We start from the raw sequence: 11,795 nt of genomic DNA, 5'->3' as shown, positions 1-11,795 counted from the left end.
TGGATGGTTCACCCACTGCTGTTACTATATTTCACCCAACTGAGAACCGCTATATCTGCTCGGCATCCAGATAAGCTTTCTTGCCTATCTTCCAAGTTGTAATCTGCAAGTATCGTGTTCGAGCGTAGAATGAATCACGACCTATGCCATATTTTCTTTGTATTTCTAATATAGAAATTTTAGAAAAAATATCAGTATTTTGTCTGTCGTCTGCCGGATTATCTGCCGACTGTAGGCTACTGTCTGGTGTGTTGTCTGCCAGATTTACGCTTTGGTTCTCCATACTGTCTGTCATCGGTATCAAACTATCTGGTTACTTTTAAAACCATTGTCTGCCGAACAATCGGGCAGTGTCTACCGGACAATCACGAGTTGTCTGGTGAAATTTTTGCAGATTTTTCATGTGTCTGGTAGGAAATACTGCTATTTTATTGTGATATGAGTGTAACTAATTTGACTTGAATCTCAATCCACTACAAATAAAGCCCAAGTTGTTACTTTGAATTGTCATCTTGCATCAGTGCGTTTAATTGGGATAGCAGTTTTTCTACCTTTGCCTTTTTCTTTGGGTCTTCCCAGACTTGCGATTTCTTTAGGCGGCGAAATGTGTCATCAACGCGGTCTTTTATGGATGCTGTCTCTGTTTGAGATGACGAATTTAATTTAGACTGCTGCTCAATTTCTTGAATCTTGCACTTGATTTCACTCAGTGAGAGACTTAGGACTTTCGCATCTTCTATGAGTTGTTTTCTGGTTTCCTCATCACCAAGCCGTGCGATCGCTCTTGCTTTGGTATATTCAATCTGCCCAGAGCGCAGCACCTCTAGAACGTCTTCGGGCAGTTTCAATAATGGAAGACGGTTACTTACAAAAGATTCCCACCCCATCAGCCCTAATTCATTAAATATCGCCTTAATAGACTCAGCTTGGGGTTGAATGATAACGTTATCATTCAATCTTTGAACATCATTTTGCATCCGGTAAAGTAGAGACACTACCTCATTTTGAGCGCATTCTAGCCGCAGTGCCACTAGCTGCAAAATGCCTTCAGTTTCTTCTACTGGGTTGAGGTCTTGCCGTTGCAGGTTTTCTACTAGGGCAATAGCAATGGCTTCTGAATCTGTTAATTCCCGAATGGTAACAGGGACTTCCACTAATCCAACAGCTTGGGCTGCTCGATACCGTCTTTCTCCGGCTACTAATTCATACTGCCCTGGTTGATTTTGTATTGGTCGAATGAGCAGATTTTCTAAAATGCCATGCTGCTTTACCGATTGAATTAGTTGCTCCATCTTGATTGGGTCAAAGTAGCGTCGTGGCTGCTCGGAGGATAGGGAAATGGCAGATAATGCTACCGTTGCTGTTGGTTGCTGTGACTCACTTTGTGGCTCGGTGTTCTCAAATACAAAGTCTTTGAGTTCCCGCCTTTTAGCGCTCATTTAGCACCTCCAGAGCTTCTTTAAACAGTGCTTCGTAATCTGCTGCGGCTTCGGCGGCGGCTTTGCCTGACATTTTAAACACGGTAAATCCTTGACCAGGAGCATCAGCAATACACTGCTTTTGATAGATAGCAGCTTTCATCACCTGTGTTCCCGTTGCACTGAGCGCTTCCCTTGCTTCTCGCTCTAGCACTGTGCCTTTAGTGGCTCGGCTTAAGAAGAGAGCGGCTTTGGGATAACCTGAGCGTAATTCAGTTGCATGTTTGATAAAGCGTAAAATTTTATGACTGCTGTGTAAATCTAACCCAGAAGGTTGACAAGGAACTAAAGCCAAGTCACAACGAGCCAGTATTGCTTTAGTGGTTTCAGAAAGTGAACCAGGGCCATCAATGACCAGTGCTGAATATTGGGTTTGCAACTGAGGAATTGTCTCAAACAAATCTTCTGGGTCTTGAATTACTTGGTAAGCCAGACCCAAAGACTTAGCCCAGACGGAACTACTTTGTTGGGCATCGGCATCAACCATCAGTGTTTTTTGGCGTTGACTAAGCCAGTACGCCAGATGAACAGCAGCAGTTGATTTACCCACGCCTCCTTTTTGATTGGTAAAGGCGATAATCATTCAGGGTGAAATGCTTTGCTTCAAGGGACTTGCCGCGAGGTCGCCAGCATGGTTATTATCCACCAATTGTCCCGCCTCCTACATCATTTATACTGTACGGTCTATAAAAATATTTGAGACACTATATAATAAGCACCACATCCATCAAGATTTTTGCCTCTCCAAACAGTGTCGAGTGCTATTTGCAGAGGTCTACTAACTTGGACTAACCTCAGATAAAGCAGCACTAACGTCTGGTTTCTCCTTCGGTTTCTTCTCAAATACCTGGATTCCTGCATCAATCACTTCAAAGCCGTTAGAAGTTCGTTGACCAAGCTTACCCGATACAGCCCCAGCCCAGTCTGCAAACTCCGAGGTGTTAGTTTCAGCCTTGCGCCAGCTTTTGGCATTAATCACACAGGTGAAGACTATGCCGTTTTGGTCGGTCAACTCTATTTCAACTTTTTTGTTCGGTGCAGGTTTGGCTGTTGGTAAGGAACCACTAAATTTGATTGTAATCTCGCTTTTCGCTTCCATAGATAACCTTAAAGAATCAGAAAATCAGATTTTTCGCTCCTGATTTTATCAAGCTTAATGTTAAATACCACAAATTGGATGGGCGGTATCTATCTATTCGGACAAAGCGATGCCTACGGCGGTAAACTACGCACTCTGGATCGCCTTGCTATCCTCTAAGAATAAAAGCGATCGCACCCCAACCCGCGATCGCCTTTTCCTCTAAGAAAATTGTTAGTTGAGAGCCTGAGCGATGCCTCTAACGGCCTACGCCTACGCAAGGAGAATCCACCAGGGAGGTACTGCCCCTCCTGTATCTGTGTTATCAGCACAGCGCCTCACTTTTCGGCTTCTGGTGGAAGGCGGAAGATGGAAGAATCGAACTCCTGGGTATTACCCCACCCCGGTTTTCAAGACCGGTTGCCAACCATTTAGCGGCATCTTCCATTAAGGGGTGTCTGAGGAGGTTTGAACTCCCTAATGACTGGTTCCACAAACCAGCGCCGCGACCGCTTTGGCTTCAGATACCATCAGTGGATTCGGTGAGGTTTGAACTCACAACCTCCTGTGTGCAAGACAGGCGCTCTCCCAATTAGAGCTACGAACCCATGTGGCAGGAATGGCAGGATTTGAACCTACATAAAACCGTTTAGAAGACGGTTGCCTTATCCATTAGGCGACACTCCCATAAATTAGTAGCCCTGACAGGAATTGAACCTGCGACTTCCTCTTTGTAAGAGAGGCACTCTCCCAACTGAGTTACAGGGCTAAGAAAGCGATTGACGAGATTTGAACTCGTACCTAGAGTTTGGAAGACTCAAATGCTGCCATTACACCACAATCGCATTAAAGCTGATGATAGGAATTGAACCTACAACCTACTGTTTACAAGACAGTTGCTCTGCCATGTTGAGCTACACCAGCACTAATTTTGGTGACGGGGGCAGGAGTCGAACCTGCCGATGTTCAGGTTATGAGCCTGATGAGCCACCGTTGCTCCATCCCCGTGATGTCACCAAATACCCCTGACAGGAGTCGAACCTGCAACAAACCCGGTTTAAGCGGATCATGTCTACCAATTGCATCACAGGGGCAAGGTGAGCTGTGTAGGGCTTGTAGGCGTAAGCCTTCTTGAAGGGTACCTACGCACTTCTGCTGGTATAGGCAGCTGCTCTACCAACTGAGCTAACAGCCCGTTTTTACTTGATGGGTCGCCCAGGGGTTGAGCCTGGATAAATCCGCTTAAAAGGCGGCTGCATACCCGCTCTGCCTTTCTTGTATGCCCGAAGGGCTTTACGACCCAATTTAATACCCTTGGTGGGATTTGAACCCACAAAATCTGGTTTCTAAGACCAGCACGTTTGCCAGTTTCGTCACAAGGGCAAATGGTCGGGATGGTAGGATTTGAACCTACGGCTCCTTGTCCCCAAAACAAGGCTTCTAGACCACTGAATTACATCCCGATATCTGGTACTCCTGACGGGAGTCGAACCCGTACACAGACTGTTTTTGAGACAGCCGCCTCTTCCAGTTGGGCTACAGGAGTATACATAGGCTGGGAAGGAAGGAATCGAACCCTCAAACTTCGCATTCAAAGTGCGACGGCTTTGCCTGTTTGCCTACTTCCCAATAAATGGCTGCCCCAGCAAGAGTCGAACTTGCAACAAAAGCGGTTAACAGCCGCTTGCTCTGCCATTGAGCTATGAGGCAATGTGCCAGTTCCCTAGATCCGGATTGAACGGATGACCTCCTATTTTTCTTTCCAGGCGCTACTACCAACTGAGCTACTGGGGGATAAGGCGAGAACGGAGAGACTTGAACTCTCAATCTTCAGTTTCGTAATCTGAGATGTTATCCAGTTACACCACGTTCTCACGCAGCGGAGAGAGAGGGAGTTGAACCCACAGTGGACTTACATCCACGACTGTTTAGCAAACAGCTTGCCCTGCCGATAGCAATCTCTCCAGAATGGGCCGGGCTGGAATTGAACCAGCAACACTCTTTCGCGGCGGTTTTACAGACCGTTACCTACACCAATAGGCGAGCCGACCCATGAATTTGGCAGTGCAGACGGGACTTGAACCCGCTAATTACACGCTTGAAAAACGTGCTGCTCGACCACTTCGCTTCTGCACCATCAACGCCAAAGACTTGGATTTGAACCCTGACCAAAGGTTTTGGAGACCCTTATGCTGCCGTTACACCATCCCTGCATTTGGTAGCAGTGGCGAGAGTCGAACTCGCATATACCAAGTTATGAGCTTGGGGCTTTGCCGTTAAGCTACACTGCAACGTTTGGAGTCCAGGGCGAGAATTGTTCGCGTTAGTGTTCCCGTTCGCGGAGCGTCCCGGAGGGAAGTGTACTCGCACAGTCGGTTTTGCAGACCAACACAACACCCTACCATTAGGCGACCTGGACATACTACGAGGACGACAGGAATCGAACCTGTGACCACTTGCCTCGGAAACAAGCGCTCTTTCCGACTGAGCTACATCCTCATTTGGAAGCCTTGACGGGAGTTGCACCCGCTTCTCCGTGCTTGAGAGGCACAGCGACTTGTCTATTTGTCCACAAGGCTAGACGGGGATGATGAGATTTGAACTCACGATCTTTCGCACGAATACAGCGACTGCTTTAAACCGGACTAAGCTACACCCCCACGTTGGATGGCAATTATTTAGTTTTCAAGGTTCAGAAGTGTTTGCGCTATGCCTTTTTGAGAGGCTGTAGTGCTTTACTACATATCATACTACATATTATGCTACATAATGTCAAGGGCATACTACAAACTTTTTTTCAGAAATGAGAGGGCAGTGTTATGTAATCGCGCTCATTGCCCTCTCTGACTAGGGTTGAGTAAATTACTCAGCTTCATTCAGGCGTTGTGTGTTCCAGAATTGTTCGGCAAATGCAACTGCTGGATGAATTGGAGCTTTAGGCTTGGTTTTCAGTACTATTCCCGCTTCATGAGGTAAGCGATCGCTCTTGGTTGAGTTGCATTTTTCACACGCTGTTACAACGTTTTCCCAGGTATGCTGTCCACCTTTGGAACGGGGAATTACATGGTCAAGCGTTAAATGCTTGGTGTTACCGCAGTATTGGCAGGTGTGGTTGTCTCGCCTCAAAACTTCACGACGGTTTACAGGCGGTACTTTCCAGTGCCGTTCGGGATTACCAACAGTCAAGCGAATATGTTCGGGAACTTGTAGTACAACACTGGGTGAGTGGACTTCCCACTGCTTTGTAGTGCCAAAATTCAACGATTCTGCCTGACCTGTGACTAATAGCACGATTGCTCGTTTAATGTTGATACGTGCCAGTGGTAAGTAGTTCTTAGAGAACACCACCACCGAATTTTGTAATATGTGTGGTTAAGCTTGCATCACTGATTCACTCCTCAAAAAATAACCCCCGCCTCTGGTGAACAGGAGCGGGGGTTAGGTAGTTGATACTTTTTGCCCTATGTTAGTGCTATAAAACACTTGCACCTCCCGCTTTGGATAAGTTGTTCTAGATTCAGCCATCCGGTAAGGGACTTCCAGAAATTAAAATATACAGTTTATAACAATGATAATCATTCTAAGGGGAAGAGAGAGGCTGCCGCAGGCAGCCTCTCTCTTCCCCTTTTTGTAGTAAATTTGAGAATGATTCGATTTTTGGGTATTTAGAGGTGTCTATACAATTAACTCCTTCACTCATAACGTTGCTGAAGGAAACCGCACACCAATTAAAAGGAGCGGCTAAACGTCAATTCATAGCAAAAACAGTTGTGTCATTAAAACAAGGAGGACAGTCACTTGCACAGCGAGAGTTGGGATGGAACCGTGTCACTATTAGTAAAGGAATTAAAGAATTAAATAGTGGTATCACTTGTGTAGATAATTATCGGGGTAGAGGAAGAAAAAAAGCAGAAGAATACCTGCCAAATCTTTTAACAGATATCAAAAGGTTGGTTGATCAGGGCAAACGCATCTAAATTATACTTGCTCACAACGGAGGTTAAGAATCAACGATAAATGCTGATTTATCGTTTGATTTATTTTTCCAGGCTCAAAGCGATCGCCTAAATTCTTGTCAATAAGCATCGACTAATGCCACTATCTTTGAGTTTATTGATAATTATCTGGTCTTATTGACATGATGCGTTTGCCCTGGTTGGTTGATGAGCAAAGTCAAATAGACCCAAGCTTTAAAAGTCAAAGGCTCTACACACGCCTTGGCTCTGCTGAAGTTAGACATCAATTAATTGAGAAGTTTGGTTATAGTGACGACGAATTACCAACTTCAGAAACAATTCGTGTAAAATTAAATGATTTAGGTTATAACCTGAAACGGGTTGCCAAAATTCAACCTCAAAAAAAATTCCCGAAACTGACGCAATTTTTGAACAGTTAGCTATAGTTCATCAATCAGCATTAGACGACCCAAATATTTTACGTTTAAGTCTAGATGCCAAGGCTCGTGTTAATATTGGTTCATTTGACCGTGGTGGTAGAAATCGAGTACCAACAAAAACTGATGACCACGACTTTCATCCTAAAACAAGTGTGACTCCTTATGGCATCTTTCTTCCAGGACTTGACGAACTATTTTTATATTTTACAGAATCAAAAGTAACAAGTGATTTTATCGTTGATGTTTTAGCAGATTTTTGGGAATCAGAAAGTTGGCGATTTCCAAAAATAAAAACTTTGCTTATTAATCAAGATAATGGAGGAGAGAATAATTCTCGGCGTACACAATTTATGAAACGCATAGTTGAATTCTCTTACAAATATCAACTGAATTTACGTTTAGCTTACTACCCTCCCTATCACAGTAAATATAATCCCATTGAACGGACTTGGGCTGTACTAGAAAATTATTGGAATAGTAGTATCCTTGATGAAGTGGAAACAGCTTTAAATTTTGCTCATAACATGACATGGAATGGGAAACATCCTGTTGTTAAACTAGTCACTAAAACTTATGAGCTAGGAATTAGGCTGACTAAAGAAGCTATGTCAGAAATTGAGAAGCAAATTATACGTTTGACTCATTCAAGCCATGAAACTTTTCCAGATTTAGGGAAATGGTTTATTGATATTTGTTATGAGACAACATAATTTTAAATAATTTTTCAATTTTCCTCACTTCGAGAATTAGTAATACTACATCATTAATTACCACTCTTTATCCAAGGAAAGTGGTGACTTTTCTTGTGTATTTGTGAGGGTAAGGGTTGCTAACAGCAACCCTACCCTCTCCCCCTGTAATGATTATCATTTTTATAGACTGTATATTTTATTTCTTGGAAGTCCTTAATTACTCCCAAAATGCCAACACTTGCAGATTTATCGTCGTCGAACAGATACATTCCCTCAAACGCAAACAGCGCGAATACTCTGCCTAAACCCTTGCTGGGTCGGCAATGCATCACGCTGCTAATGGTTGAGGAGAATCTGCTTATCATTGAAGGCTTGTAGTATTTGTAATTGAGACTTATATCAATAATACAGTTGTAGTATGCGTTTGTCCACTGCCCTCTGATCCAGCCTGTGGATAAGAGTGCATTTGTTCTGGGAGCGTTTGCTTTCTCTGCACTCAAAAGCAAAGGCGATCGCAGTACAACACTCTTCTCGCCTACTTTTTGCTGCAATACCAGCACAGCTAGGTAAAGCCAGTTGGCTTTAACCCTGACAAAAGTTATGTAGGAACTCTATTCATGGGCGGCTTTGATGCTCTCACCCAAAACTCCACTAACTTTTCTGTGAGTGGGAATAACAAACCCAGTTGGACAAAGTAGGTTTGTACACCTGGTGACATTATCTGCAAGGAGGTTATTTGCTGAAAATGCAAATGCCTACTATATGCCCATTACCAACGGGTATGACAGTTAAAGCTAGTCTGGCGGCCTCGTAAACTACCAAACCAGCCAATCCACGAAGTAGTGTATCAAAGGATACTAAAATGAACAAAAAAACTAGAAAGTTACAACTTAATGATAGGTCAAAGCACCGGAGAGGTTTTCTTTGGTGGCTTCGACAAAAATGTAGGTTCTGGCATCCCATCTTAGCGGCTGTCGTAGCGATCGCTTCTCTAATGAAGTTGCTATTTCACTAACAGGCGATCGCTTTATCTGGCGGATTCCGCCAGATACCTCAATGGGTGCGTAGCTTGCCGCCGTAGGCATTGCTCAAAATTATTGCTGCTGGCGATCGCACCTTTAGATATTGAACCGTCGAGGAGAGCGATCGCCTCATGAATGCTGCTAGAGTGGCATTTGTGGAACACTTTTGCAACTTTTCCAAAATTATCAACGCCCAGGCGGTAGTCCTGATTAAATTCAGCTTGATTTTAGATGGGTGTCTGTGTACAAAGTATGGGGTTGTGTTAAATGCTGACTTTTCCCGTTAAGTCTCTTTTGCAAGCTGCCAAGCTTCTCTACGAGACGCTAAGCGAACACAGAGGTCATGTAATTTTAACCAACCTCGCCACAGTACCTGGATACCAATTGGTGTTTTACTTCGATGTTCGAGGTAGCCGCCAAGACGAGCAACAGCTTCGGGAACAGATACCACGCCTCCAAAAGCTACATTATCTATGCCATATGCACCAGGATAACCAGGTTTTGTAAATAGATGGTTTAATCTAATACTTGATATATTGTTGGTATCTGAGGTAATACCAATAAATTGCTGGTTTAACGCTGAAAGGTTAAATGTGAATTTGCTTAAAACAGAAGAACTTCCTAAAACTTCGACAAGAACGTTGTCATCTGCACCTCCAAGGTCATAAATATCAAATCCCACAGAAGTCACACCTGGATTCAGGTTAATCAATATGTCAGCCGCTGCCTGTGAAGCCAAGATTGATTTCGTAGTATTTATAAAGTAATTATTGCTAACCCGGAAATTTAAATCTCCGGAAATCTTGAATTCGATTCCACTCAGGATGTCGCCAGGAGAAAAGTAAGTATTATTCGTCGCATTATTGAGCGGTTCGTCGGGAAAAAGGAACGGATCACCAGTGGGTATATTACCTTTTTCAAAGTCTTCAATCATTAAACCCGGATTTGCCGTTTCAAACGCAAGCCGATCAGTCTGAAATATTACTGCCCCTCTTGCTTGCTCCGCTATACCAAACAGCAACAGTGTTAATGCTCCAATGCCACACCATGAATATTTTGTTTTAAACATAAAATGCCTCTCAGTCGAATGGCACTAAGAAAAGCTCTAAGTTATGTGGAATAAGGACTACAGCTTTAAAAGCTATTTAAAAGTGTTGGGATGGCTCAGGCAATTGTCTTTGATGCAGTTTCATGGAAGCGATCGCCGATAAAGTTCATCGCGCATAGCGATCGGTGTACAGAGACGGGGATGAGATGTAAAGTTTATGTAATTTTTGTGCTAAGTAGAAAAAGCTTACTCGTTCATGAAATACTTTCACAAGAGACGAGCAAGCAAATATAACTACTACTGTGACACTACAAGTACAAATCCTCTCTTGATAAATTCAGTCAGAGTATGGGATTACCTTTTAAAGAATTGTTACCAACAAGTGCAATTGAGCAAGCTCTGGCAGAGCTAAAAATTAAATATAAGCAGCGATTATTTGACCCGATTGTAACCTTGTGGGCATTCTTATCTCAGGTTTTAGACACTGATAAAACTTGCCATAATACCGTGAGTAAAATAATTGCTCATTTAGTAGAGGAAGAGGTAGAAATCCCTTCAACTGATACAAGTGCTTATTGCCAAGCACGGTCGAGATTGCCGGAGAAATTATTGGAGAAGCTTTTCAATTACTCAGCACAAAATTTAGAAGGGAAAGTGACCCAAGAACACTTATGGTGCGGTCGAAACGTGAAGGTGATAGACGGTTCGACTGTTTCTATGCCTGACACCTTAGAAAACCAGAAAGAATACCCTCAGCCTAGTAGCCAGAAACCTGGATGTGGATTCCCAATTGCCAAAATTGGCGTGGTATTCAGTTTAGTAACGGGAGCCGTTGTCACTCTGTGCATAGATGTTATGAACACTCATGATATTAAATTAGCAAGAAACATGTATAGTTTTCTTAAACCTAATGATGTGCTTGTAGGGGACAGAGCCTTTTGTGCTTACGCCGATATGTTTACTATCAAAAATCTTGATTGTGATGCTGTATTTCGGAAACACCAATCTCGCACAACAACTATGCAAAAAGGTAAAATTGTTGGAGATTGCGACAAATTAGTTACTTGGCATAAGCCTAAAAGTTGTCCAAAAGGATTGAATAAAGATGAATTTTTAGCTCTACCTTCTTCCATAACTGTGCGAGAGATTTACTATTATATTGTTATTCCTGGTTTTCGCACTCAACGAGTTAGCTTAATTACTACTCTTTTAGATACAGCAACCTATTCTACTCTGGCAATTGTTGGGCTTTACGGTCAACGCTGGGATGTTGAACTAGATTTAAGACATCTAAAAACTACCTTGGGTATGGATATTCTGCGATGTAAAACACCCTCAATGGTACGCAAAGAAATTCACGTTTTTTTGCTTGCTTATAATCTACTTCGGAGTTTGATGTGGGATGCCGGAACTACTTACACTACTCCTCCATTACGCCTATCGTTGCAAGGTACTCGCCACCATTTAATTAACTTTATTCCCAAATTATTAGCTGCTTCTTCTAAGAAATGCCTCAGACTTTTTCGCACTTTGCTAAAAGTTATTGCTCACAAGGCTGTTCCAGAACGCCCAGGCCGTAGTGAACCACGAGTTCGTAAACGCCGTCCCAAAATTTACCCCTTGATGACCAAGCCCCGGCATGAATTACGTAAACAATTACAAACTACTTAATTGATAAGCGTTTCCGCTTTTCTTAGTGCCATTCGGGCTGGGGGGTAGTTGACTGAGAGCATTTATTACCATCGACACCATCTGTTCGCGGGTTAGCTCTAACGTGGGACGGAAAGTATTATTAGAAGTAAAGCCTGCAATCAGTCCTATCTCAACAGCCTCTTGAATCTCTTTAGCATAAATATCAGTGTCAACATCGCTAAAGCTTGGCACTTGGGCAACCACTGGTTTAGTCGTCAAAGCGCATAACAATATAATTGCAGCAGTACCTGCTCCCGTTTTGGCAGTTAGTGAACCCGAAAAGAAATTAAAAGTTGATTTGAGCAAAGGTTTTATAATGAATTGAATGCTTACCTTTGTAGACGTTGCTTTTTTTAATCAGGTTTCTTAAAGTTATTAGTTATACTTAG

13 protein-coding genes, 23 tRNA genes and 1 pseudogene are annotated in these 11,795 nt (G+C 43.1%); 5 read left to right on the top strand and 32 right to left on the bottom strand.

Going from position 1 to position 11,795, the window contains the following annotated elements; genetic code table 11:
• Positions 1–49: 49 nt before the first annotated feature.
• From ACFFAP_RS29635 to ACFFAP_RS29500, 28 genes are all read right to left on the bottom strand, one after another.
• The gene (locus ACFFAP_RS29635) at positions 50–283 is read right to left on the bottom strand and encodes a hypothetical protein (protein ID WP_375514567.1); all 234 of its coding nucleotides are present in this window, start codon (positions 281–283) and stop codon (positions 50–52) included.
• A gap of 211 nt (positions 284–494) precedes the next feature.
• On the bottom strand, positions 495–1,439 hold the full coding sequence (locus ACFFAP_RS29630) for a ParB/RepB/Spo0J family partition protein (RefSeq protein ID WP_375514566.1): 945 nt from the start codon (positions 1,437–1,439) through the stop codon (positions 495–497).
• On the bottom strand, positions 1,429–2,061 hold the full coding sequence (locus ACFFAP_RS29625; protein WP_375514565.1) for an AAA family ATPase: 633 nt from the start codon (positions 2,059–2,061) through the stop codon (positions 1,429–1,431). Before ACFFAP_RS29625 ends, ACFFAP_RS29630 begins: the two co-directional genes overlap by 11 nt.
• 195 nt (positions 2,062–2,256) lie before the next feature.
• Positions 2,257–2,577 (bottom strand): hypothetical protein, encoded by a 321-nt coding sequence (locus ACFFAP_RS29620; RefSeq protein WP_375514564.1) that lies wholly within the window; start codon positions 2,575–2,577, stop codon positions 2,257–2,259.
• Between the two features lie 342 nt (positions 2,578–2,919).
• Positions 2,920–3,002, bottom strand: a tRNA-OTHER gene (locus tag ACFFAP_RS29615).
• Between the two features lie 88 nt (positions 3,003–3,090).
• A tRNA-Ala gene (locus ACFFAP_RS29610) sits at positions 3,091–3,164 on the bottom strand.
• Between the two features lie 3 nt (positions 3,165–3,167).
• A tRNA-Arg gene (locus ACFFAP_RS29605) sits at positions 3,168–3,243 on the bottom strand.
• A gap of 9 nt (positions 3,244–3,252) precedes the next feature.
• Positions 3,253–3,325: transfer RNA gene (locus tag ACFFAP_RS29600), tRNA-Val, on the bottom strand.
• A 5-nt stretch (positions 3,326–3,330) separates the two neighbouring features.
• A tRNA-Gly gene (locus ACFFAP_RS29595) sits at positions 3,331–3,401 on the bottom strand.
• 5 nt (positions 3,402–3,406) lie between these two features.
• Positions 3,407–3,480: transfer RNA gene (locus tag ACFFAP_RS29590), tRNA-Thr, on the bottom strand.
• Between the two features lie 8 nt (positions 3,481–3,488).
• Positions 3,489–3,565 (bottom strand) — tRNA-Met (locus ACFFAP_RS29585).
• A gap of 11 nt (positions 3,566–3,576) precedes the next feature.
• Positions 3,577–3,650 (bottom strand) — tRNA-Leu (locus ACFFAP_RS29580).
• A 4-nt stretch (positions 3,651–3,654) separates the two neighbouring features.
• Positions 3,655–3,751, bottom strand: a tRNA-Tyr gene (locus ACFFAP_RS29575).
• A 114-nt stretch (positions 3,752–3,865) separates the two neighbouring features.
• Positions 3,866–3,939 (bottom strand) — tRNA-Leu (locus tag ACFFAP_RS29570).
• A 3-nt stretch (positions 3,940–3,942) separates the two neighbouring features.
• Positions 3,943–4,019, bottom strand: a tRNA-Pro gene (locus ACFFAP_RS29565).
• A 5-nt stretch (positions 4,020–4,024) separates the two neighbouring features.
• Positions 4,025–4,102, bottom strand: a tRNA-Leu gene (locus ACFFAP_RS29560).
• A gap of 9 nt (positions 4,103–4,111) precedes the next feature.
• Positions 4,112–4,185: transfer RNA gene (locus ACFFAP_RS29555), tRNA-Gln, on the bottom strand.
• Positions 4,186–4,190: 5 nt separating this feature from the next.
• Positions 4,191–4,266, bottom strand: a tRNA-Asn gene (locus ACFFAP_RS29550).
• A gap of 90 nt (positions 4,267–4,356) precedes the next feature.
• Positions 4,357–4,430, bottom strand: a tRNA-Arg gene (locus ACFFAP_RS29545).
• Between the two features lie 6 nt (positions 4,431–4,436).
• A tRNA-Ser gene (locus ACFFAP_RS29540) sits at positions 4,437–4,521 on the bottom strand.
• Between the two features lie 4 nt (positions 4,522–4,525).
• Positions 4,526–4,608: transfer RNA gene (locus tag ACFFAP_RS29535), tRNA-Tyr, on the bottom strand.
• 7 nt (positions 4,609–4,615) lie between these two features.
• Positions 4,616–4,692, bottom strand: a tRNA-Glu gene (locus tag ACFFAP_RS29530).
• Between the two features lie 80 nt (positions 4,693–4,772).
• Positions 4,773–4,847: transfer RNA gene (locus ACFFAP_RS29525), tRNA-Ile, on the bottom strand.
• A 5-nt stretch (positions 4,848–4,852) separates the two neighbouring features.
• Positions 4,853–4,975, bottom strand: a tRNA-Cys gene (locus tag ACFFAP_RS29520).
• Between the two features lie 6 nt (positions 4,976–4,981).
• Positions 4,982–5,055: transfer RNA gene (locus ACFFAP_RS29515), tRNA-Arg, on the bottom strand.
• 3 nt (positions 5,056–5,058) lie between these two features.
• Positions 5,059–5,135: transfer RNA gene (locus tag ACFFAP_RS29510), tRNA-Glu, on the bottom strand.
• Positions 5,136–5,138: 3 nt separating this feature from the next.
• Positions 5,139–5,216, bottom strand: a tRNA-Tyr gene (locus ACFFAP_RS29505).
• Between the two features lie 202 nt (positions 5,217–5,418).
• A complete protein-coding gene (locus ACFFAP_RS29500) occupies positions 5,419–5,907 on the bottom strand; it encodes an HNH endonuclease (protein WP_375514563.1) in 489 nt (162 codons plus the stop codon).
• A gap of 419 nt (positions 5,908–6,326) precedes the next feature.
• Between ACFFAP_RS29500 and ACFFAP_RS29495 the strand changes: the two genes are divergently transcribed.
• The 3 genes and pseudogenes from ACFFAP_RS29495 to ACFFAP_RS29485 all read left to right on the top strand — a co-directional run bounded on the left by ACFFAP_RS29495 (position 6,327) and on the right by ACFFAP_RS29485 (position 8,230).
• The gene (locus ACFFAP_RS29495; protein WP_375514562.1) at positions 6,327–6,533 is read left to right on the top strand and encodes a hypothetical protein; all 207 of its coding nucleotides are present in this window, start codon (positions 6,327–6,329) and stop codon (positions 6,531–6,533) included.
• Positions 6,534–6,712: 179 nt separating this feature from the next.
• A pseudogene (locus ACFFAP_RS29490) lies at positions 6,713–7,662 on the top strand (ISAzo13 family transposase); the annotation flags it as partial.
• 442 nt (positions 7,663–8,104) lie between these two features.
• A complete protein-coding gene (locus ACFFAP_RS29485) occupies positions 8,105–8,230 on the top strand; it encodes a hypothetical protein (protein WP_375514561.1) in 126 nt (41 codons plus the stop codon).
• A 304-nt stretch (positions 8,231–8,534) separates the two neighbouring features.
• Here ACFFAP_RS29485 and ACFFAP_RS29480 read toward each other — a convergent pair whose 3' ends face one another.
• The 3 genes from ACFFAP_RS29480 to ACFFAP_RS29470 form a co-directional block, all read right to left on the bottom strand.
• Complete coding sequence (locus ACFFAP_RS29480; RefSeq protein ID WP_375514560.1) at positions 8,535–8,729, bottom strand: hypothetical protein; 195 nt, start codon at positions 8,727–8,729, stop codon at positions 8,535–8,537.
• Positions 8,698–8,847 carry a hypothetical protein gene (locus ACFFAP_RS29475; protein WP_375514559.1) on the bottom strand — a complete coding sequence of 50 codons (150 nt, stop codon included), beginning with the start codon at positions 8,845–8,847 and terminating at the stop codon, positions 8,698–8,700. Before ACFFAP_RS29475 ends, ACFFAP_RS29480 begins: the two co-directional genes overlap by 32 nt.
• A gap of 102 nt (positions 8,848–8,949) precedes the next feature.
• Complete coding sequence (locus ACFFAP_RS29470) at positions 8,950–9,735, bottom strand: hypothetical protein (protein ID WP_375514568.1); 786 nt, start codon at positions 9,733–9,735, stop codon at positions 8,950–8,952.
• 90 nt (positions 9,736–9,825) lie between these two features.
• Between ACFFAP_RS29470 and ACFFAP_RS29465 the strand changes: the two genes are divergently transcribed.
• Both ACFFAP_RS29465 and ACFFAP_RS29460 read left to right on the top strand, forming a co-directional pair.
• On the top strand, positions 9,826–10,008 hold the full coding sequence (locus ACFFAP_RS29465) for a hypothetical protein (RefSeq protein WP_375514558.1): 183 nt from the start codon (positions 9,826–9,828) through the stop codon (positions 10,006–10,008).
• Between the two features lie 54 nt (positions 10,009–10,062).
• Entirely contained in the window at positions 10,063–11,385 is a 1,323-nt protein-coding gene (locus ACFFAP_RS29460; protein WP_375514557.1) for an IS4 family transposase, read from the top strand.
• On the opposite strand, the gene ACFFAP_RS29455 is transcribed toward ACFFAP_RS29460, so the two are convergent.
• Positions 11,371–11,625, bottom strand: coding sequence for an S-layer homology domain-containing protein (locus ACFFAP_RS29455; RefSeq protein ID WP_375514556.1), 255 nt, complete (start codon positions 11,623–11,625; stop codon positions 11,371–11,373). The genes ACFFAP_RS29460 and ACFFAP_RS29455 overlap by 15 nt on opposite strands.
• Positions 11,626–11,795 lie beyond the last annotated feature (170 nt).

This window comes from uncultured Nostoc sp. (assembly GCF_964245575.1).
Lineage (GTDB): Bacteria > Cyanobacteriota > Cyanobacteriia > Cyanobacteriales > Nostocaceae > Nostoc.
This window is presented reverse-complemented; position numbering and strand designations above follow the sequence as displayed.